The sequence below is a fragment of the Pseudomonas sp. KH_017 genome (genome assembly GCF_057840285.1).
Genome location: NZ_CM174509.1, coordinates 6330980 through 6352755, shown reverse-complemented (window position 1 = coordinate 6352755; position 21776 = coordinate 6330980). Strand labels below are relative to the sequence as shown.

Sequence of the window (21776 nt, the reverse complement as noted above, 5' to 3'; positions counted from 1 at the left end):
GATCATGGCAGAACTGACCACGTTGGCCCGACCTTACGCTAAGGCGGCCTTCGAGCACGCTCAGGCCCACCAGCAACTGGCCAATTGGTCAGCCATGCTCGGCCTGGCTGCAGCGGTGTCGGAAGACGACACCATGCAGCGCGTGCTCAAGGCCCCGCGACTGACGAGCGCAGAAAAGGCCGCCACGTTCATTGACGTGTGCGGCGACAAGTTTGATGCCAAGGCACAGAACTTCATCCACGTCGTTGCCGAAAACGACCGTCTCCCGCTGTTGCCGGAGATCGCCGCTCTGTTCGACCTGTACAAGGCCGAACAAGAGAAGTCGGTAGACGTAGAAGTGACCAGTGCTTTTGCATTGAACCAAGAACAGCAAGACAAACTCGCCAAGGTTCTCAGTGCACGACTCAACCGGGAAGTGCGCCTGCAAGTTGCGGAGGACGCTGCCCTTATTGGTGGTGTCGTCATCCGCGCCGGCGACCTGGTTATCGATGGCTCGATTCGCGGCAAAATCGCGAAACTTGCCGAAGCATTGAAATCTTGAGTTTGAAGGGGCAGCAGAGCAATGCAGCAACTCAATCCTTCCGAAATAAGTGAAATTATCAAGGGCCGCATCGACAAGCTCGATGTGACCTCCCAAGCCCGTAACGAAGGCACTGTCGTCAGCGTATCTGACGGTATCGTGCGGATTCACGGTCTGGCCGACGTAATGTACGGCGAGATGATCGAGTTTCCGGGCGGCGTCTTCGGTATGGCCCTCAACCTGGAGCAAGACTCCGTAGGTGCCGTTGTATTGGGCGCATACCAGTCTCTGGCTGAAGGCATGAGCGCCAAGTGCACTGGCCGCATCCTCGAAGTTCCGGTTGGTAAGGAACTGCTGGGTCGCGTAGTCGACGCACTGGGTAACCCTGTTGACGGCAAAGGTCCACTGGGCAACACCGAGACCGACGCGGTCGAGAAAGTTGCTCCAGGCGTGATCTGGCGTAAGTCGGTAGACCAGCCTGTACAGACTGGCTACAAGGCTGTCGATGCCATGATCCCTGTCGGCCGTGGCCAGCGTGAGCTGATCATCGGTGACCGTCAGATCGGTAAAACCGCTCTGGCGATCGACGCGATCATCAACCAGAAGAACAGCGGCATTTTCTGCGTCTACGTAGCAATCGGTCAGAAACAATCGACCATCGCCAACGTGGTTCGCAAGCTGGAAGAAAACGGCGCCCTGGCCAACACGATCATCGTGGCTGCCAGTGCTTCGGAATCTCCTGCGCTGCAATTCCTGGCACCGTACTCCGGTTGCACCATGGGTGAATTCTTCCGCGACCGCGGTGAAGACGCGCTGATCGTTTATGACGATCTGTCCAAGCAAGCAGTGGCTTACCGCCAGATTTCCCTGCTGCTGCGCCGTCCACCAGGCCGTGAAGCTTACCCAGGCGACGTGTTCTATCTCCACTCCCGTCTGCTGGAGCGCGCATCCCGCGTTTCGGAAGAATACGTAGAGAAGTTCACCAACGGCGCAGTGACCGGCAAAACCGGTTCCCTGACCGCACTGCCGATCATCGAAACCCAGGCTGGCGACGTTTCCGCGTTCGTTCCGACCAACGTGATTTCCATCACCGACGGTCAGATCTTCCTGGAATCGGCCATGTTCAACTCGGGCATCCGCCCTGCAGTGAACGCCGGTGTTTCGGTATCCCGTGTGGGTGGTGCCGCTCAGACCAAGATCATCAAGAAGCTGTCCGGTGGTATCCGTACCGCTCTGGCTCAGTACCGTGAACTGGCGGCATTCGCCCAGTTCGCTTCTGACCTGGACGAAGCGACCCGTAAGCAACTTGAGCATGGTCAGCGCGTTACCGAGCTGATGAAGCAGAAGCAATACGCACCAATGTCGATCGCTGACATGGCGCTGTCGCTGTATGCCGCTGAGCGTGGGTTCCTGACTGACGTTGAAATCGCCAAGATCGGCAGCTTCGAGCAAGCGCTGATTGCTTTCTTCAACCGCGATCACGCCGATTTGATGGCGAAGATCAACGTGAAAGGTGACTTCAATGACGAAATCGACGCTGGCATGAAAGCCGGTATCGAGAAGTTCAAGGCCACCCAAACCTGGTAAGCCGCAGCGGGAGCCGCAAGGCTCCCGCTTGCTAACCTGATAGGTGTTACATGGCAGGCGCAAAAGAGATTCGCAGTAAGATTGCGAGCATCAAAAGCACGCAAAAGATTACCAGCGCCATGGAAAAAGTGGCGGTCAGCAAAATGCGCAAGGCACAAATGCGCATGGCTGCTAGCCGTCCTTATGCGGAGCGTATCCGCCAGGTAATTGGGCATCTGGCCAACGCCAACCCGGAATACCGCCACCCGTTCATGATCGACCGCGAAATCAAGCGTGTTGGTTATGTCGTAGTGAGCAGTGACCGTGGTCTGTGCGGCGGCTTGAACACCAACCTGTTCAAGGCCCTGGTCAAGGACATGGCGGTAAACCGCGAAAACGGCGTCGAGATCGATCTGTGTGTCGTTGGTAGCAAGGGTGCGGCCTTTTTCCGCAACTTCGGCGGTAACGTCGTTGCAGCTATCAGCCACCTGGGTGAAGAGCCGTCGATCAATGATCTGATCGGCAGCGTCAAGGTGATGCTGGATGCCTACCTGGACGGCCGTATTGACCGCCTGTCCGTGGTGTCCAACAAGTTCATCAACACCATGACGCAACAGCCTACCGTGGAGCAGTTGATTCCACTGGTGGCAACCCCGGATCAAGACCTCAAGCACCACTGGGACTATCTCTACGAACCGGATGCCAAGGAGCTGCTGGACGGCTTGATGGTCCGTTACGTGGAGTCGCAGGTCTACCAGGCGGTGGTCGAGAACAACGCGGCTGAACAAGCTGCGCGGATGATCGCGATGAAGAACGCTACCGACAACGCCGGTGATTTGATCAGCGATTTGCAGCTGGTCTACAACAAGGCGCGTCAGGCTGCGATCACCCAAGAGATCTCGGAAATCGTCGGCGGCGCTGCCGCGGTTTAACGGTTCAAATATTCAGAGGATCCAGCTATGAGTAGCGGACGTATCGTTCAAATCATCGGCGCCGTTATCGACGTGGAATTTCCACGCGACAGCGTACCGAGCATCTACAACGCGCTGACAGTTCAAAGCGCGGCCGGGACCACTCTGGAAGTTCAGCAGCAGCTGGGCGACGGCGTGGTTCGTACCATTGCGATGGGTTCCACCGAAGGCTTGAAGCGCGGTCTGGACGTTGTCGACTCCGGCGCAGCCATCTCCGTACCCGTCGGTAAAGCGACTCTGGGCCGGATCATGGACGTTCTGGGCAACCCGATCGACGAAGCAGGTCCAATCGCTACTGAAGAGCGTTGGGGCATTCACCGTCCAGCGCCTTCGTTCGCTGAACAAGCAGGCGGCAACGACCTGCTGGAAACCGGCATCAAGGTTATCGACCTGGTTTGCCCGTTCGCCAAAGGCGGTAAAGTCGGTCTGTTCGGTGGTGCCGGTGTAGGCAAGACCGTAAACATGATGGAACTGATCCGTAACATCGCCATCGAGCACAGCGGTTATTCCGTGTTCGCCGGTGTGGGTGAGCGTACTCGTGAGGGTAACGACTTCTACCACGAGATGAAGGATTCCAACGTTCTGGACAAAGTGGCACTGGTTTACGGTCAGATGAACGAGCCACCGGGTAACCGTCTGCGCGTAGCTCTGACTGGCCTGACCATGGCCGAGAAGTTCCGTGACGAAGGTAACGACGTTCTGCTGTTCGTCGACAACATCTACCGTTACACCTTGGCCGGTACTGAAGTATCCGCACTGCTGGGCCGTATGCCTTCCGCAGTAGGCTACCAGCCGACCCTGGCTGAAGAGATGGGCGTTCTGCAAGAACGTATCACTTCGACCAAGGAAGGTTCGATCACTTCGATCCAAGCGGTATACGTACCTGCGGATGACTTGACCGACCCGTCGCCAGCGACCACCTTCGCCCACTTGGACGCTACCGTCGTTCTGTCCCGTGACATCGCTTCCCTGGGTATCTACCCAGCGGTAGACCCACTGGATTCGACTTCGCGCCAGCTGGACCCGAACGTGATCGGCCAGGACCACTACGACACCGCTCGCGGCGTTCAGTACGTTCTGCAGCGTTACAAAGAACTGAAGGACATCATTGCGATCCTGGGTATGGACGAGCTGTCGGAAGCCGACAAGCAGTTGGTAAACCGTGCTCGTAAGATCCAGCGCTTCTTGTCGCAGCCGTTCTTCGTGGCTGAAGTCTTCACCGGTGCATCGGGTAAATACGTTTCCCTGAAAGACACCATTGCTGGCTTCAAAGGCATCCTCAACGGTGACTACGACCACCTGCCAGAACAAGCGTTCTACATGGTTGGCGGCATCGAAGAAGCGATCGAAAAAGCCAAGAAACTGTAATCCCGGCGCCCGGCAACGGGCGCTAATTTAGGTTGAGGCAATCAGATGGCTATGACAGTCCATTGCGATATCGTCAGCGCGGAAGGAGAAATCTTTTCCGGTCTGGTCGAGATGGTGATTGCGCACGGTGCACTGGGTGATCTTGGTATCGCCCTGGGTCACGCGCCGCTGATCACTAATCTGAAGCCAGGTCCGATCCGCCTGGTCAAGCAGGGCGGGGAAGAGGAGGTGTATTACATCTCCGGTGGTTTCCTCGAGGTTCAGCCGAACATGGTCAAGGTTCTTGCCGACACCGTGCAACGTGCTGCCGACCTGGATGAAGCCTCCGCTCAGGAAGCCGTCAAGGCTGCCGAGAAGGCCTTGCATGAACGAGGCGCAGAATTCGATTACGGTTCTGCTGCCGCACGTCTGGCCGAGGCTGCAGCTCAGCTGCGCACCGTCCAGCAGATCCGCAAGAAGTTCGGCCACTAAGGCTGCGCTTGTTGTGTGATTGATTAAAAAGGGTAGCCTCGGCTACCCTTTTTTCTTTTCCGATTTTTACAACCCGGTCGCAGCCGCTGACCACCCAGGATTGGTAGCCAGTCATGTCTCTTGAAATCGTTATTCTCGCTGCAGGCCAAGGCACGCGCATGCGTTCCGCTTTGCCGAAAGTTTTGCACCCGATTGCCGGCAACTCCATGCTCGGTCATGTTATCCACAGCGCTCGGCAACTTGATCCACAGCGCATCCACGTCGTGATCGGTCATGGTGCCGACGCCGTGCGCGAACGCCTGGCGGCGGATGATCTGAATTTCGTCCTGCAGGATAAACAGTTGGGTACCGGTCACGCCGTTGCTCAAGCCGTGCCGTTCATTCAGTCCGACACCGTGCTGGTGCTCTACGGTGATGTGCCGTTGATCGAGGTCGACACCCTGCAGCGCCTGCTTAAGAAGGTGGGGCCGCAGCAGTTGGGCTTGCTGACCGTCGAACTGGATGATCCGACCGGTTATGGCCGCATCGTTCGTGATGACGCTGGTAAAGTTACGGCCATCGTCGAACAGAAAGATGCCAACGAAGCCGAACGCAAGATCACCGAAGGCAATACCGGCATTCTGGCGCTGCCTTTTGCCCGTCTTGGCGACTGGATGAGCCGACTTTCCAATAACAACGCCCAGGGCGAGTACTACCTGACCGACATCATTGCCATGGCAGTGAGCGATGGTCTGGTGGTGGCCACCGAGCAACCGCACGACGCCATGGAAGTGCAGGGCGCCAACGACCGCAAGCAGCTTTCCGAACTGGAACGGCATTATCAATTGCGCGCCGGTCGCCGTTTGATGGCTCAAGGCGTGACGCTGCGCGACCCGGAGCGATTCGACGTGCGCGGAGACGTGACCGTGGGCCGCGACGTACTGATCGACATCAACGTGATCCTCGAAGGCAAGGTCGTCATTGAGGATGACGTGGTGATCGGCCCGAACTGTGTGATCAAGGACAGCACCCTGCGCAAAGGCGTGGTCATCAAGGCCAACAGCCATATCGAAGGTGCCATTCTGGGTGAAGGCAGCGATGCCGGCCCGTTCGCGCGTCTGCGTCCAGGTACCGTGCTGGAAGCCCGGGCGCATGTGGGTAACTTCGTCGAGTTGAAAAACGCGCACCTGGGCGAAGGCGCCAAGGCCGGTCACCTGGCTTATCTGGGCGATGCCGAAGTGGGCGCGCGTACCAACATCGGTGCCGGTACCATCACCTGCAACTATGATGGCGCCAACAAGTGGAAAACCGTGTTGGGCGAAGATGTGTTCATTGGTTCCAACAACTCGTTGGTAGCACCTGTGGATATCCTGGACGGTGCGACCACGGCGGCCGGCTCGACCATTACCTCGGCTGTGGATAAATCCCAGTTGGCCATCGGGCGTGCTCGTCAGAAGAACATCGACGGCTGGAAGCGGCCGGAGAAGATCAACAAGAGCTAAGTTATCCACAGATAGGTGATCGTCTGAAGTTATTCACAGGCTGATCTATCGTATTCGCGGGCAAGTCGGATCGCCGCTCCGACTTGCCCGCGATGCTTTTATCCACAGCTCTTTTTATCGCATGGCGCTTGACGAAGTTTCGCTGATAGGTTTTGATTGCTTCCGCCATCTTTCGAAACGAAACTTATCCGCTCATGTCGAAGCGCAATACGCCTCAGCGTCGTCACAACATCCTCGCCTTGCTCAATGAGCAGGGCGAAGTCAGTGTGGATGAGTTGGCCAAGCGCTTCGAAACGTCGGAAGTTACGATTCGCAAGGATCTGGCGGCACTTGAAAGCAATGGCCTGTTGCTGCGTCGTTACGGCGGGGCGATCACCATGCCTCAGGAGCTGGTCGCGGACCTTGGCCAGCCGGTTTCCAAGTACAAGCAAGCCATCGCCCGTGCCGCCGTCGCGCGGATTCGCGAGCATGCGCGCATCATCATCGACAGTGGCAGTACCACCGCCTCCATGATTCCGGAACTCGGACAGCAACCCGGCCTGGTGGTGATGACCAACTCGCTGCATGTCGCTAATGCCCTGAGCGAACTTGAGCACGAACCGGTGCTGTTGATGACCGGTGGTACCTGGGACCCGCATTCCGAGTCCTTTCAGGGGCAGGTTGCCGAGCAGGTACTCCGCTCCTACGACTTCGACCAGCTGTTTATCGGCGCCGATGGCATCGATCTGGTTCGCGGTACAACCACCTTCAACGAACTGCTCGGGCTGAGCCGGGTCATGGCCGAAGTCGCCCGCGAAGTAGTCGTGATGGTGGAGGCTGACAAAATCGGCCGCAAGATTCCCAACCTGGAGCTGCCCTGGAGCAGTGTCCATACCCTTATTACGGATGAACGCCTGCCGCTTGAGGCTCGCGATCAGATTCAGGCCCGCGGCATCAATTTGATTTGCGCGGCTGTCAGTCAGGAGAAATAGCATGTGTGGAATTGTCGGCGCAGTTGCAGAACGTAACATCACCGCCATCCTCGTCGAAGGCCTGAAACGCCTCGAATACCGTGGGTATGACAGCGCTGGTGTGGCGGTCTACACCAACGATGAAAAACTCGAGCGCATGCGTCGTCCGGGCAAGGTCAGTGAGCTGGAGCAGGCACTGACCACCGAGCCGCTGGTCGGTCGTCTGGGTATCGCCCACACCCGCTGGGCCACCCACGGTGCACCGTGCGAGCGCAATGCTCACCCGCATTTCTCCGGTGACCTGGCGGTGGTGCACAACGGCATCATCGAAAACCACGAAGCCTTGCGTGAACAACTCAAGGCCCTGGGTTATGTGTTCACCTCGGACACCGACACCGAAGTCATCGCTCACCTGCTGAACCACAAACTCAAGGATCTGAGCGACCTGACCGTGGCCCTCAAGGCGACCGTCAAAGAGTTGCACGGTGCTTACGGCCTGGCAGTTATCAGCTCGAAGCAACCGGATCGTCTGGTCGCAGCCCGCAGCGGCAGCCCGCTGGTGATCGGCCTGGGCCTGGGGGAAAACTTCCTGGCGTCCGACCAGTTGGCCCTGCGTCAGGTCACCGACCGCTTCATGTACCTGGAAGAAGGCGATATCGCCGAAATCCGCCGCGACAGCGTGCAGATCTGGGACATTGACGGCCAGGCTGTCGAGCGCGAAGCCGTGCAGTATCGCGACGGTGCCGAAGCCGCTGAAAAGGGCGAGTTCCGCCACTTCATGCTCAAGGAAATCCACGAGCAACCATCTGTGGTGCAGCGCACCCTGGAAGGTCGTCTGAGCCAGAACCAGGTACTGGTACAGGCATTCGGCCCGCAAGCTGCCGAGCTGTTCGCCAAAGTACGCAACGTACAGATCGTCGCGTGCGGCACCAGTTACCACGCCGGCATGGTCGCGCGTTACTGGCTCGAAGAACTGGCCGGCATTCCTTGCCAGGTCGAAGTCGCCAGCGAATTCCGTTACCGCAAGGTAGTGGTGCAGCCGGATACTTTGTTCGTGACCATTTCCCAGTCCGGCGAAACCGCCGACACCCTGGCCGCGCTGCGCAACGCCAAGGAACTGGGCTTCCTCGCCAGCCTGGCGATCTGCAACGTCGGTATCAGCTCGCTGGTGCGTGAATCCGATCTGACCCTGTTGACCCAGGCCGGTCGCGAAATCGGTGTGGCATCGACCAAAGCCTTCACCACGCAACTGGTTGGCCTGTTGTTGCTGACGCTTTCCCTGGGTCAGGTTCGTGGCACCTTGGCCGAAGGTGTCGAAGCAACGCTGGTCGAAGAACTGCGTCGTTTGCCGACCCGTCTGGGCGAGGCGCTGGCCATGGACAGCACTGTGGAAAAAATCTCCGAGCTGTTCGCCGAGAAACACCACACGCTGTTCCTCGGCCGTGGCGCGCAGTTCCCGGTGGCGATGGAAGGGGCACTCAAACTCAAGGAAATCTCCTACATCCACGCCGAAGCCTATCCGGCCGGTGAGCTGAAACACGGCCCGTTGGCGCTTGTGGATAACGACATGCCAGTGGTGACTGTGGCGCCGAACAACGAACTGCTGGAGAAGCTGAAGTCCAACCTTCAGGAAGTCCGCGCCCGTGGTGGCCAGTTGATCGTCTTCGCAGACGAGAAGGCCGGCATGACCAACGGTGAAGGCACCCACGTGGTGCACATGCCGCACATCCACGACATCCTTTCGCCGATTCTCTACACCATCCCGCTGCAACTGCTGTCGTACTACGTCGCCGTGCTCAAGGGCACCGACGTTGACCAGCCGCGCAACCTGGCGAAGTCGGTCACCGTGGAATAAGTTATCCACAATGAAAAACCCCCTTCTCAGGGGGTTTTTCTGTTTCTAGGCGGTCGTAATTCGACGCTGGCGCCGCGTATCCAGCAGATGGACCATGACGCAGGCGTACAAGGTCACCAGAATGAAAAGGCCCATGCGGATGGCGAAGGCGGTGTAGACATCCTTGCCCGCGGCACTGTCCTGCACCGATTGGCCGAGCAGAATGATCAGGGTCGCCAGGCTGTTGAGCCAGAAACTCGGTGGTTGTCGGGTCAGGGCCAGGCCATAGAGCTTTCTGGCCGCCAGCAAACCGAACAGCAACATCCACAGAAAGAACATCCACAGGTTGACGAACAGGCTCAGCGCGCACCAGAAGAGAATCGCCATCAGGCCACCGAGCAGGGTCGAGCCGAGCAATTCCTGGCCGGCGGTGCGGGCGCTGGTCGCGCAGCTTTGTTGGCCAAGGCTGACGGCTTTCATGATGATCGGCAGGTAGCTGGCCGGGTCGATCATGGCCAGCAGGAAAGTCGGCAGCACCACCAGCGTGGCCCGTAGCGCCAGCCAACCGCTTTCGGTTGGAGTAAGGCTCGGGCCGGGTTTGGCCGCGGGGGCACTGGCGGGCTCGGGAAACAGCCAATGGCTGATGGTCAGCGCAGTGACCGCCAGGAACAGGCCCTTGACCAGGGCCACGATCACCTCAAGCGCCAGGGCGAATTCAGCGGTTCCGGCCGAGCTGATCAAGGTCAGGCCCACCACCAGGAAGGTCGCCACCAGCGGGTTGCCGCCGCGCAGGCCATAACCGAAGGCCAGGAACAGACACAGTCCGACCAGCAACACGCCACTGAACGGGTAGTAACGCAGCAGGGGAATGAGCAGCAGGCCGGTCCCGGTGGTCAGCATAAGGATCAGGATCAGGCCCAGACTGGCCTTGAACGGCAACGGCCGGTTCATCGCTGCCAGCATCATCAGCGCCAGCATCGGCGAGAGGAACGGGATGGGCAGGGCCAGACCAAAGCTCGCCGCCAGGCACAGCGCCGTGCCGAAGCTCAGGCGCAGGGCGCGCTGAACCTGGGCCGGGCGCTCAATACGCATAGGACATCCAGCTCATCACGCGCAGGAACAGGCGACCCAGGATATTCAGCGGGTTACTCTCACTCGGGAATGCCATGACTTCGGCCTGTCCGCCGGACCGGATACCTTGCGGGCCGGTCAATTCACCGGGCTCGAACTCGATGATGACCGGAAAGCGCTGGGCAGGGCGTAACCAATCGCGACTGTTCTCCACTGTCGGCAGGCTGCCCGGCTGGGTGGTCTGGCCGATATCGACGCCATAGCCGACGCTGCGCACATGGCCTTTGAAAATTCTGCCCGGGTGGGCGTCGAGGATGATGGACACCGGCGTCCCGGGCTGGACACTGCCCAGATTGTTTTCGGTCATGTCGGCGCTGATCCACACATCGTGGATAGCGATCAGGGTCATCACCGGAGCACCGGCGGCGGCGAACTGGCCGACATCGGTGCGCAGATCGGTGATCAGGCCGGCGGAGCGCGCGTGGATCTTAGTGTTGCTCAAGTCCAGCTCGGCTTTTTCAAGGTTGCTGGCGGCGCTGAGCAGTTGGGCGTTTTCGTCTTCGTTACCGCCCTGTTGTTCCCGTGCACGTTGCACTTCGGCCTTGGCCGCGGCGACCTGGCTGATGGATTCTGACAGGGTGGCGCGGGATATCTCCAGGCGCCGCAGCGAGATGGTGCCCGGGTCTTCGCTGTACAGACGCTCAAGCCGCTGGATGTCCTGGCGTGCTTTGAGTTCGTTGGCCTGGGACGCACGCAGTGAGGCTTGCTTGGAGTCGACGCCGGCGGTGTTGGCGCCCACCTGGCGACGGGTCGATTCAAGGTCGGCGCGGGCGCGATCGACGGCAATCTGGTACTGCTCCGGGTTGACTTCAAACAGCAAGTCGCCGGCCTTGACGTCCTGGTTGTTGCGTACAAGCACCTTGGTCACCCGGCCGGATACCTCGGCCGCTACCGGCACAATAAAGGCCTGCACCCGTGCCTGTTGCGTGTAGGGCGTGTAACGGTCGGCCATCAGGTACCAGACCAGGCTCAGGATGATCAGCAGCACCACCCAATTGATCGCTTTTTTCGCAGGGTCGGCGGCGGGTGCCGGGGCTTTCTCGTCGACCGGTTGTTGGCTGTCAGTCATGGGCACTTTCCTTCGGTTCGTCGAGCAGATCGCCCCAATCGGTCCGTTCTTGCATTTGTTTGCGGGTGGCCGGGTCTATCAACGGCTGGTCGCTGTACCAGCCGCCGCCCAAGGCCTTGTACAGGGCGATCAGGCTGTTGACGGCGGTGCCACGGTTGACCAGGTAGATATCCTGCTGGGCAAACAGGGCGCGCTGGGCATCCAGCACGCGCTGGAAATCCGAATAGCCTTCGCGGTATTGGGCGTTGGCCAGGGTCACCGATCGTTCGGCGGCCACCGATGCATCACTGAGGATTTGGTCGCGCTCCAGTGCCTTGATCAAGCCGGTCGCGGCATCGTCGGCCTCACGCGCCGCCTGGCGCACGCTGTCCTGGTAGATAACGATCAATTGCTGCAAGCGCGCATCCTGCACACGAACGTTGTTGGTGATCCGGCCGTGGTCGAAGATGTCCCAGCGCAGACTGGGGCCGGCCACCATGTCGAGGGTGTTGGGTGCACCATTGAGCGAGCTGGCGGACCAGACGATGCTGCCCAGCAGGCTGATGGAGGGGTACAGGTCGGTCTCGGCCACACCGATCAACGCCGATTGCGCGGCCACTTGCAGCTCGGCAGCACGAACATCGGGGCGCCGCACCAGCAGGTTGGCCGGCACATCCTGCAACACCGCGGTATCGAGCAGCGGCACTAAGCCGGTGTTGCGATTGAGGTCAGGGATCGAGCCGGGTGGCTGGCCGATCAGGGTGGACAACGCATTGCGCAAGCTCGCCACCTGGCTCTCGAAATCCGGGATGGTACTGAGGGTGCCCAGGTACTGGGTCTTGGCTTGTTGCAGATCGAGTTCGGCTTCGGCCCCGCTGTTGAACAGGCGCTCGGTGATCTCGTAGCTGCGCTTCTGCAATTTGGCGTTACTGCGGGCGATGGCCAGGCGCGCCTCGGCGGTGCGCAAGGCGTAGTAGTTTTGCGCCAGTTGCGCGTGCAACAGCACCAAGGCATTTTCATAGTTGGCCTGGGCGGCAAACCAGGAGGCGTCGGCCGACTCGATGGCGCGGCTGAAACGCCCCCAGAAATCCAGTTCCCAGCCGATATCGAAGCCGACGCTGTGTTGCCAGAAATGCGTGTCCTGAGGGTTGGCGCCGCCCGACTGTCGACGGTTCAGGTACAGGCTGTCGGCGCTGGCCTGCTGCAATTGCGGGTAGCGTCCACTCAGGGCGATACCCAATTGTGCCCGGGACTCCATGACCCGCAGGCCAGCGACGTGCAGGTCGGGGTTGTGGGCATCGGCTTCGGCCATCAAAAGGTCCAGCACCGGGTCGTTGAACACGCGCCACCATTGGCGGCTGTCAGGTTGCGCGTGTTGTTGGCCGGCAATTTCCAGGGCCGGGCTGTTCCAGTGGTCGACCCAGGGCTGGGCCGGCGACTGGAAATCCGGGCCAAGTTGCACGCAGCCCCCCAGGACGACGGTGCCACAGAGCAGAAGCCGGCTGATGCGAGCAGGGCGTGGCATCAAGCGCAAACTCCTCAGACAGGACGCTGATCGTTCGTTGCCTCTATCTTCGGTGTCTCGTTCAACGCCTCGATCTCGGGTGTCTCGTTCATGACCTCGGCAGACGGTTGGTCCTGGACCCATTGCCAGAACAATTGGTAGCCCACCGCCAACGCAACCGGCCCGATGAACAAACCAATGAAGCCGCCGCTTACCATGCCGCCCAGGGCGCCAATCAGAATCACCGGCATGGGTACATCGACGCCACGACCCAGCATCAACGGCTTGAGGACGTTGTCGGCCATCCCGGCGATCAGGCTGTAGATGCCAAACACGACGGTGCCCAAGGTGGTGCCGTCGGTGGCGAAGACATAGGCGATCACCGGGATGGTCACCAGCAGTACCGGCAATTGCATGATCCCCATCAACAGCGCCACCATGGCCAGCAGCCCGGCACCGGGGACACCCATGAGCACGAAGCCCACGCCAACCAGCAACATCTGAATGAACGCGATGCCCACCACGCCTTGGGCGACCGCGCGGATGGTCGCAGTGCAGAGCACGGTAATGCGTGGCCCACGCTCTGGTCCGGAAAGGCGCGAGGTGATGGCCAGGGCGCTTCTTTCGCCGTTTTCGCCGTAGGCCATGAACACGCCGGCAATGATCAGGGCGCCGATGAACAACAGAAAACCTACGCCAACGTCAGCCATTTTGCCCAACAACGTCAGGCCGACGGACTTGATATAGGGCAACACCTTCATCACCACGCTGCTCATGTCGGTGGCGGCCTGCATCCAGTAGCCATAGAGCGGCTCGCCAATGAGCGGCAGGGAAGCGATTTTTTCGCTGGGGAGCGGAATCTGCAGCGTATCGGACTTGAGGACCGCCAGGGTGCCCTGGACCGATTCACTGATCGAGGTGCCCAGCAGGTAGATCGGTACCATCAGCAAAGCCAGGGCGACCACCACGATCAGGGTAGCGGCACGACCATCCTTGTTGACCAGCTTGCGCTTGATGAGCGCATGCAGCGGATACAGGGTGATGGCCAGAATCATTGCCCAGAGCATCAGGTTGAGGAAGGGATGAAAGATCTGGAAGCAGAACAGTACCAGCACCGTAATCAGCCCGGCGCGAATCAGTACGTCGAGCAAACCACCGGACAGTGCTCTAGCGGAAATGTTAGTGCGCAACATTGTCGAACTCCTTGCTGTGTCACACAGGTTAGCCAGCCGGTTCAAGTTCAACTCTTCCCTACTAAGTGAATCCTTGAAGCAAGATCCACGGACAGCCGTCCAAGCGTTAAAAACCCAATAACGCCTTACTTCAAGTAGGGAAAATTTCAACGAGGTACCTACCAAATACTCAATAGGTAACAGGGTGGTTTGTAGTATAGGAGCAGTCGTATATTCCGCCTGTTTGTACAGGCTGGAATTCTGCTGCAGTTGATGGAGTCCGCTGACGCGCCCTTGCCTGGAAACGAGCTGCGCCGAGCCAGTGGCTCTTGTTTCGTGTCAGGCATTAGCCGTTGCAGCGGACCGATCCGGATAATTGCCAACAGTCGCACCCGTCGCAAGAAAATAATCCTCAATAATTATCAATAATCCCCGGTCCGGTTTTTGAGGTTTGTGACACGCTTGGTTTTTACGGTGCAGGCGCTAGAGTGCAGTAGCCCATTGATTTACCTGATGGTCGGACGCCCAACTATGTTGTTGAACATTTGCGCTTAACATTCCGGCCTTCGGTTGCGATTTATCTATCTGAAATGAGGACTTGCCCATGGACCGCTTCCAGGAAATGCAGGTCTTCGCTGCTGTCGCCAAGGAGCAGGGTTTTTCGGCGGCGGCGCGGGGTTTGGGCCTGTCGGCGGCCAGTGTCACCCGAGCGGTCGCGGCGCTGGAGAAGCGAATAGGCACACAACTGCTCACGCGTACCACGCGCAGCGTGTATTTGAGCGAGGCTGGTCAGCGATATCTGGAGGACTGTCGGAGAATTCTCGCCGAGGTGCAGGAAGCCGAGGACTCGGCAGCGGGCAGCCATATCCATCCCCGTGGGCAACTGACCATCACCGCACCGGTCTTGTTTGGAGAGCTGTTCGTCACGCCGATGATGGTGAATTATCTGACGCAATTCCCCGAGGTCTGCATCAACGCGCTGCTGGTGGACCGGGTGGTGAGCGTGGTCGAGGAGGGCGTCGATGTGGCGATTCGCATCGGCGAACTCCCTGACAGCAACCAGCATGCGATTCGGGTCGGCGAGGTGCGTCGGGTGATCTGCGCCTCGCCACAGTTTCTGGCCAGCCATGGTCGGCCCAGGCATCCCCGGGAACTGGCCCAGGCGCCGATTATTGCGACCTCGGCTATCGGCCAACTCAGGAGTTGGCCATTCATTGAAGACGGCGAAACCTTGAGTGTCCGGGCTGAACCGCGACTGGTGGTGACGGCGAATCAGGCGGCCATCACGGCAGCCTGTCTGGGATTGGGGTTCACGCGGGTACTGTCTTATCAAGTGGCGAGCAAGGTGGCTGCCGGTGAGCTGGAAATCATTCTGGCCGACTTCGAACTGCCGCCGTTGCCCATCCATGTGGTCTATCAGGGCGGGCGCAAAGCGCCGGCCCGGGTGCGCAGTTTTGTCGATTTCGCGGTGAAGACCCTGCGCGAGCATCCGGCACTCACGCGTTGAATTATTTCAACCAGTGAAATAATGGATTGCGTTGGCTGGTGATTCTGTTGGTTTGGATGTGAGTAGAAGATACGACCCATCTCTCTCCTGAACAGCACCACTGACCCCGAGGTGTCGACCATGCAAGCGATCAAACTCTACAACTTCCCACGTTCCGGCCACGCTCATCGGGTCGAGTTGATGCTGTCCCTGCTGAAATTGCCGACCGAATTGATCTTCGTTGACCTCGCCAAGGGCGAACACAAGCAACCGGCGTTTCTGGCGCGTAATGCATTCGGTCAGGTGCCGGTGATTGATGACCAAGGCGTGGTATTGGCCGACTCCAACGCGATTCTGGTTTACCTGGCACAAAAGTACGGCAACGGTCGCTGGTTGCCGGCTGATCCGGTAGGGGCCGCCAAGGTCCAGCGCTGGTTGTCGGTGGCTGCCGGTCCGATAGCCTTCGGCCCTGCCCGGGCAAGATTGATCACTGTGTTTGGCGCGCCTTACAACGCTGCGGAAGTGATTGCCTACACCCATACCGTGCTCAAAGTGATCGATCACGAACTGGCCAATACGCCGTATCTGGCCGGCACTGAACCGACGATTGCCGACGTCGCCGCCTACAGCTACATCGCCCACGCGCCTGAGGGCAATGTGTCGCTGGAGGAGTACGCCAACATTCGCGCCTGGCTGGCCCGCATCGAAGCCTTGCCGGGTTTTGTCGGCATGCCGCGCACCGTCGCTGGTCTGCAAAAAACCGCCTGATGCCGGCGGCCCGGTGTTGCCGGGCCACCCCGTTCTGCGCCACTGGCGCAAGGGAGCAGCCGTATGGACCGTTCACCCTGGCATGCCGGCGAGAAACAACTGCAGGCGCATGTGGGCGTTGCCGAACGAATGGAGGCGTTCGGTCGTAAGGTGATTCGCAGCGAGATGCCGGACCAGCACCGCACCTTCTATCAGCAATTGCCGTTCATGCTGTACGCAACGGTGGATGCCGACGGTCATCCCTGGGCCAGCATCCTTGAAGGTCAGCCCGGTTTCGCACACTCGCCAGAACCTGGCTTGTTGCAATTTCGCAGCCTGCCGGCCTTTGATGATCCCGCGCAGTTGAGCGACGGCTCGGCCATCGGCCTGTTGGGCATCGAGTTGCACACCCGCCGCCGCAACCGCATCAATGGGCATGTTCGCGCCATGTCCATGGACGGTTTCGCAGTGACGGTGGACCAGTCCTTCGGCAATTGCCCGCAGTACATTCAGTTGCGCCAGTTTCGCTCGGTGCCGCTGGCCGATCCCTCGACGCGTGCCGCCCGGCATTTCTACGAACTGGATGATGCGGCCAAAGCCATGATCGCCGAGGCGGACACCTTCTTCGTTGCCAGTTATGTGGATGTCGACGGTGAACGTTCGGTGGATGTGTCTCACCGCGGCGGTCAGGCCGGTTTCGTACAGGTGGAAGGCAATCGCCTGACCATTCCGGACTTCGCCGGCAACCTGCATTTCAACACCTTGGGCAACCTGCTGCTCAATCCCCGGGCCGGGTTGTTGTTCATCGATTTCAATACCGGTGATTTGCTGCAGCTCAGCGGGCGCACCGAAATCATCCTGGACGGTCCCCAGGTCGAGGCGTTCCAGGGGGCCGAGCGCCTGTGGACGATCGATGTCGAGCAGGTGGTCCGTCGCCCGGCCGCCCTGGCGTTGCGCTGGCGCTTCGACGGTATTTCACCCACCAGTTTGCTCACCGGCACATGGGAGCAGGCCAAGGCGCGTTTGCAGGCCAAGGCCCTGGGCGATCAATGGCGGCCGTTGCGGGTGGTGCGGATTGAAGCGCAAAGCCACAGCATTCGCTCGATTTACCTGAAGCCCGCCGATGGGGCCGGGTTGCCACTGTTCCAGGCCGGGCAGCATTTGCCCCTGCGCTTCAACATTGGCGGCGATGTGCTCATTCGCACGTACAGCCTATCGAGCGCGCCGTCCGATGATTTTTTCCGCATCAGCGTGAAGCGTGACGGGCGGGTGTCTACGCATTTGCATGAGCAGATTCGTGTTGGCGATGTATTGGAAGCGCGGGCGCCGCAAGGGCATTTCACCGTGGCGCCCCATGAGCGTCGGCCACTGGTGTTGCTGGCGGCCGGGGTCGGCATCACGCCGCTGTTGTCGATGCTGCGGGAAGTGGTTTACCAGGGTTTGCGCACCCGCCGTATCCGGCCGACCTGGTTCATCCAGAGTTCGCGCACGCTGGCCGACCAACCGTTTCGCCGGGAGCTGGATCGCTTGCTCGAGGATGCCGGGGACGCGGTGCGGGTGGTGCGCTTGCTCAGCCAACCGGAAGTCGAGGCAATACAAGGAGAGGACTTCGACCTCAGTGGACGGATCGACGTCGCGCTGCTCAAGGTTCTGCTGGCAGTCGAGGACTACGATCAGCTGGATTTTGTCGTCTGTGGTCCCGGGAGTTTTACCCAGGCGCTGTACGACGGCTTGCGCGAGTTGGACATTCGCGATTCGCGGATTCACGCCGAAACCTTCGGCCCGTCCACCTTGCGCCGGCGACCGGACCCCGATGCGGTGGTCATCGAGCAACCGCCAGCCGCCACCACGTCCGTGCCCGTGGTGTTCCAGCGTTCGGCCAAGGAGGCGCGCTGGCAACCGGATGGCGGCAGCTTGCTGGAGCTGGCGGAAAGCCGTGGCCTGCGTCCGGAATTCAGTTGTCGTGGTGGTTCCTGCGGCACCTGCAGGACGCGCCTGATCAGCGGTCAGGTGCATTACCCACTGCCGCCAGCGGAGGTGCCGGATGACGGACAGGTACTGATCTGCTGTGCGATTCCGGCGCAGGGGGCGCAGCCGTTGGTGCTCGATATCTGAAGATCATTGCAGGCGAACATTGCCCGCCGGTCGATGGCTGAGTAGGGTAGGGGCAGAACGAAAAAGAGCCGCAATGGCCCTTTCTGCATTTCAGGAACAGGCGTTTCAATGGTTTTTTTCACTCGCTCGATGGTCTTGCTGATGGCGTTGGCGCTCACCACCGGTTGCGAAAGACAGGATGCACCGCCGCTGGATCAACAGCTTTACGTCTGGCAGCGGCAGTGGACGCCGGCCCACGATGCCGCCCTCCGGGACAGCCGCGCCGATTTTTCGACGTTGCGGGTGCTGGCCTTGCAGGCTTTTCCCAACGCGGGCTGGAGTCGGACCCGGATTGATCCGGCACTGCTCAAGCGCGATGGTCGGCCGGTGATTGCGGTGATTCGCCTGGATGGGCAGCTCAAGGCGCTGGATCAGGATGAGGTTACGGCGCAAATCCGGCAGGTGATCAGCGATTGGCAGGGGCAGGAGGTGAACCTCACCGGTGTGGAAATCGACCACGACGCCGGTAATGCCCGGCTACCGGCGTACCGCCAACTTCTCGCACATTTGCGCGGAGCGTTGCCGACGTCGCTGCCCCTGAGCATCACCGCGTTGCCGTCATGGCTCGACAGTCGTGAACTGCCGACGTTGTTATCCACAGTCGACAGCAGCGTGTTGCAGGTGCACGCGGTGAGCGATCCGCGTAGCGGCTTGTTTGATGCCGATCAGGCCCGGCAATGGGCGAAAGCCTGGAGCCGAATCACGACGAAACCCTTCTATCTGGCGCTGCCGGCCTATGGCGTGGCGTTGCTGCCGTCGGAGGGTGGCGCACCCGTTGTGGAAAGCGAAGTCACGCTGGAGCGCGAAGGCCTGCGCCGGGAGTTGCTCGCCGATCCGCAGTCGTTGCGCACCCTCGGTACCGAGCTGCGGGCCGATCCACCGAAACATCTGGCGGGCCTGATCTGGTTTCGCCTGCCATTGGCCAACGACCGTCGGGCCTGGAGCTTGACCACCTTGCGCGCCGTGGCGCGCGGTGATGCGCTCGACAGTCAATTGAACCTGAAACTCTCGGCCGACAATGGCCTCTATGACATCGGCATCAGCAACCAGGGCAATCTCGACCGCGCCTGGCCCGAACGCCTGACACTGGCAGTGAGCGGTTGTGAGGGCGCCGATGCCTTGGCCGGTTACGCGTTGCAACAGCGTCCGGATCTGCTTACCTTCACCCGCCTGCGCGATGGCCGAATACCGGCCGGCGGACAGCGTGCCATTGGTTGGGCTCGCTGCGCACACATTGATCAAGGAGGTTCGAATGTTCACCCGTAACTGGCCGCGTCATTTGCTTTGCCTGAGCCTCAGCCTGCCGCTGGGTTCGGCGCTGGCCTGCGGCCCGGACTTCCCCATGCGCCTGCTGGATAACCGTGGCCAGTCGCTGGCGGAACTGCCGGAAGGCAACTTCAGCTTCGAAATCAGCCGCCTCGGCCACGCCATCAAAGGCTTGAAGAATGTCACCGCTGGCGCCAACTACGCGGATGAAACTGACCCAGTAGCGCTGCGGGATCAGGCTGAGCAAGCCGGACTGTCCGCTGAGCAACAAGTGTTGGTGAAACACCTACGCAGCCTGACCGATGCCCGTCAGGTTGAAAACGAGGGCGCGCAACTGCCGCCTGAGCTCAGGTTGTACCTGGCCGGCGCTGTGGCATTTGGCGCGGGTGATCCTGCCTTGGCCGCCGGGTATTTCAAGAAAGTGCTGGCCTTGCCCGCCGAGCAACGGGCCTCGCGCAGCACCTGGGCGGCTTATTCGCTGGGGCGCGCGTTGTTCGCCATGAGCGTCGAAGCCGATTCGGCTCCGGGTCTGCTTGAGCAATCCGCAAGGGCCTTCGAGCAAGCCCGGCAACTGAGCATCGACGGCTTCAGTGATCCACTGGAACTGGGTGTCGCCAGCCTCGGCGAAGAAGCCCGGGTGGTACGCACCGCCGGCGACTGGAACCGCGCCATCGAGCTATACGCCACGCAGAATCTGCACGGCTCCGCGGTGGGCTACGAATCGCTGAAGCTATTGATGGCGGACCTGATGACGCTGCCGGAGGATCAGGTGGCCAAGTTGCTCAAGGGCCAGCCAGTGCAGCAACTGGTGACCGCATCGCTGATCAGTCGGTTGGGTTGGTCGTTCGGCGATCAACCGCCCAACGAACAAAAAATGATCAAGCTGCTGCAAAACAGCACCCGTGGCAGTCTCGAAAACTCCGACCGCCTGGCGGCGATGAATTATCAACAGGGTGATTACGCCAGCGCCAAGGCTTTCCTCGAACATGCCGGCGATGGCGGTTTGGCCTGGTGGCTGCGGGCGAAACTGGCGGTGCGCGAGGGCGATAAAACCGCGGCCGCCGCAGCCTATGCCAAAGCGGCCCAGGCCTTCCCGCAGAATGAATCCTGGGGCGAGCGACGGACCCCGGACTTCGATTACGAAACGCTTCAGCCCAAATGCCGGGTCGAGGGTGAAAGTGCGATCCTGGCCCTGCAACGCGGGGATTACCTGCAAGCCTTCGATCAGCTGTATCGCAGCCAAAGCATTTACTGGTTCGACGCCGCCACCGTTGCCGAGCGCGTGTTGACCCTCGAAGAACTCAAGCACTACGTCGACACTCAAGTGCCGGCACCGCCACCGCTCAGCCAGCAGGACCGCGACAACTACGTGCCCTTGCCGGTGGCAGCGAGCCTGCGCAATCTGCTGGGTCGGCGCTTGTTGCGCGAGGGGCATTACGAGGAGGCACCGGCATACTTCGATAATGACGGTTTGCGGCACAAGGCAAGATTGTATGGCGAGCAACGTCTGGCGGCTGATGCAGCCTGGTGGCCGACCCGTCGCGCCGCTGCGCTGTTCAACGCGGCCTGGACGGCCCGCGAGTGGGGGATGGACATTCTGGGCTACGAGATGGCGCCGGATTACGCCACCTTCGGCGGTAACTTCACCTTGGCAAACGACGAGCTCAAGGTTGGTCCGTTGGTGGCCGAGGACGAAGTGAAGCGCCAGCAGGCCAGCACTGCCCAACCAGATCAGCGTTACCACTATCGCTTCGTGGCCACCGCGCTGGCGAGCAAGGCGGCGGATAACTTGCCTCACACCAGCCAGGCGTTTGCGGCGGTGTTGTGCGAGGCGTCGGGGTGGAACAGCAGCCTCGAAGAGCAAAGTGCGATTTATCAGCGTTATGTCAAAGAAGGGCCTTACGTGGAGTGGGCCGCCAACTTCGGCCACCAGTGCCCGTACCCCGACTTCGAGAACGCCGACAAACGCTACGTGACCCAAGTCACCGACGCTGCGCGCTCGGCCTTGCGACCGTACAAGACGCCGTTACAGGTCGGTAGCGTAATGGCGTTCGCGGCAGCCGCGCTGTTGATGTTCAAGCGTCGCCGCCGCAAGGCGCAGTGAGGT

The 21776-nt window shown here is 60.3% G+C and carries 17 protein-coding genes; 13 read left to right on the top strand and 4 right to left on the bottom strand.

Annotated features, from left to right (window positions below):
- Positions 1 to 4: 4 nt before the first annotated feature.
- The 8 genes from AC3IT6_RS29040 (at position 5) to glmS (ending at position 9182) form a co-directional block, all read left to right on the top strand.
- Positions 5 to 541 (top strand): F0F1 ATP synthase subunit delta, encoded by a 537-nt coding sequence (locus tag AC3IT6_RS29040; RefSeq protein ID WP_008045680.1) that lies wholly within the window; start codon positions 5 to 7, stop codon positions 539 to 541.
- 21 nt (positions 542 to 562) lie between these two features.
- Positions 563 to 2107 (top strand): F0F1 ATP synthase subunit alpha, encoded by a 1545-nt coding sequence (atpA, locus tag AC3IT6_RS29035; protein WP_030132553.1) that lies wholly within the window; start codon positions 563 to 565, stop codon positions 2105 to 2107.
- Positions 2108 to 2157: 50 nt separating this feature from the next.
- Positions 2158 to 3018: a F0F1 ATP synthase subunit gamma gene (atpG, locus tag AC3IT6_RS29030; protein ID WP_008045673.1), complete on the top strand. Its 861-nt coding sequence runs from the start codon at positions 2158 to 2160 to the stop codon at positions 3016 to 3018.
- Positions 3019 to 3045: 27 nt separating this feature from the next.
- Positions 3046 to 4425, top strand: coding sequence for a F0F1 ATP synthase subunit beta (gene atpD / locus AC3IT6_RS29025; protein WP_008045671.1), 1380 nt, complete (start codon positions 3046 to 3048; stop codon positions 4423 to 4425).
- Positions 4426 to 4470: 45 nt separating this feature from the next.
- Positions 4471 to 4896, top strand: a complete 426-nt coding sequence (locus tag AC3IT6_RS29020; RefSeq protein WP_007969909.1) for a F0F1 ATP synthase subunit epsilon — start codon at positions 4471 to 4473, stop codon at positions 4894 to 4896.
- Between the two features lie 113 nt (positions 4897 to 5009).
- Positions 5010 to 6377 carry a bifunctional UDP-N-acetylglucosamine diphosphorylase/glucosamine-1-phosphate N-acetyltransferase GlmU gene (gene glmU / locus AC3IT6_RS29015; protein ID WP_489353898.1) on the top strand — a complete coding sequence of 456 codons (1368 nt, stop codon included), beginning with the start codon at positions 5010 to 5012 and terminating at the stop codon, positions 6375 to 6377.
- Positions 6378 to 6571: 194 nt separating this feature from the next.
- Positions 6572 to 7348: a DeoR family transcriptional regulator gene (locus AC3IT6_RS29010; protein ID WP_150728262.1), complete on the top strand. Its 777-nt coding sequence runs from the start codon at positions 6572 to 6574 to the stop codon at positions 7346 to 7348.
- Position 7349: 1 nt separating this feature from the next.
- Positions 7350 to 9182: a glutamine--fructose-6-phosphate transaminase (isomerizing) gene (gene glmS / locus AC3IT6_RS29005; protein ID WP_489353896.1), complete on the top strand. Its 1833-nt coding sequence runs from the start codon at positions 7350 to 7352 to the stop codon at positions 9180 to 9182.
- Between the two features lie 45 nt (positions 9183 to 9227).
- On the opposite strand, the gene AC3IT6_RS29000 is transcribed toward glmS, so the two are convergent.
- From AC3IT6_RS29000 to AC3IT6_RS28985, 4 genes are read right to left on the bottom strand one after another with little or no spacing between them, the layout of a single operon-like run.
- Complete coding sequence (locus AC3IT6_RS29000; RefSeq protein WP_489353895.1) at positions 9228 to 10253, bottom strand: DUF2955 domain-containing protein; 1026 nt, start codon at positions 10251 to 10253, stop codon at positions 9228 to 9230.
- Entirely contained in the window at positions 10243 to 11361 is a 1119-nt protein-coding gene (locus AC3IT6_RS28995) for an HlyD family secretion protein (protein WP_489353894.1), read from the bottom strand. Before AC3IT6_RS28995 ends, AC3IT6_RS29000 begins: the two co-directional genes overlap by 11 nt.
- On the bottom strand, positions 11354 to 12865 hold the full coding sequence (locus AC3IT6_RS28990; RefSeq protein ID WP_489353892.1) for an efflux transporter outer membrane subunit: 1512 nt from the start codon (positions 12863 to 12865) through the stop codon (positions 11354 to 11356). The genes AC3IT6_RS28995 and AC3IT6_RS28990 overlap by 8 nt, the downstream gene beginning before the upstream one ends.
- Before the next feature lie 14 nt (positions 12866 to 12879).
- On the bottom strand, positions 12880 to 14037 hold the full coding sequence (locus AC3IT6_RS28985) for an AI-2E family transporter (RefSeq protein WP_489353890.1): 1158 nt from the start codon (positions 14035 to 14037) through the stop codon (positions 12880 to 12882).
- Positions 14038 to 14620: 583 nt separating this feature from the next.
- Here AC3IT6_RS28985 and AC3IT6_RS28980 point away from each other — a divergent pair.
- From AC3IT6_RS28980 to AC3IT6_RS28960, 5 genes are all read left to right on the top strand, one after another.
- Complete coding sequence (locus AC3IT6_RS28980) at positions 14621 to 15523, top strand: LysR family transcriptional regulator (RefSeq protein ID WP_489353889.1); 903 nt, start codon at positions 14621 to 14623, stop codon at positions 15521 to 15523.
- Between the two features lie 120 nt (positions 15524 to 15643).
- A complete protein-coding gene (locus AC3IT6_RS28975) occupies positions 15644 to 16270 on the top strand; it encodes a glutathione S-transferase family protein (RefSeq protein WP_489353888.1) in 627 nt (208 codons plus the stop codon).
- Between the two features lie 63 nt (positions 16271 to 16333).
- Positions 16334 to 18364: a pyridoxamine 5'-phosphate oxidase family protein gene (locus tag AC3IT6_RS28970; RefSeq protein WP_489353886.1), complete on the top strand. Its 2031-nt coding sequence runs from the start codon at positions 16334 to 16336 to the stop codon at positions 18362 to 18364.
- A 108-nt stretch (positions 18365 to 18472) separates the two neighbouring features.
- On the top strand, positions 18473 to 19669 hold the full coding sequence (locus tag AC3IT6_RS28965) for a DUF3142 domain-containing protein (protein WP_489353885.1): 1197 nt from the start codon (positions 18473 to 18475) through the stop codon (positions 19667 to 19669).
- Positions 19656 to 21773, top strand: coding sequence for a hypothetical protein (locus AC3IT6_RS28960; RefSeq protein WP_489353884.1), 2118 nt, complete (start codon positions 19656 to 19658; stop codon positions 21771 to 21773). The genes AC3IT6_RS28965 and AC3IT6_RS28960 overlap by 14 nt, the downstream gene beginning before the upstream one ends.
- The last annotated feature ends 3 nt before the right edge of the window (positions 21774 to 21776 follow it).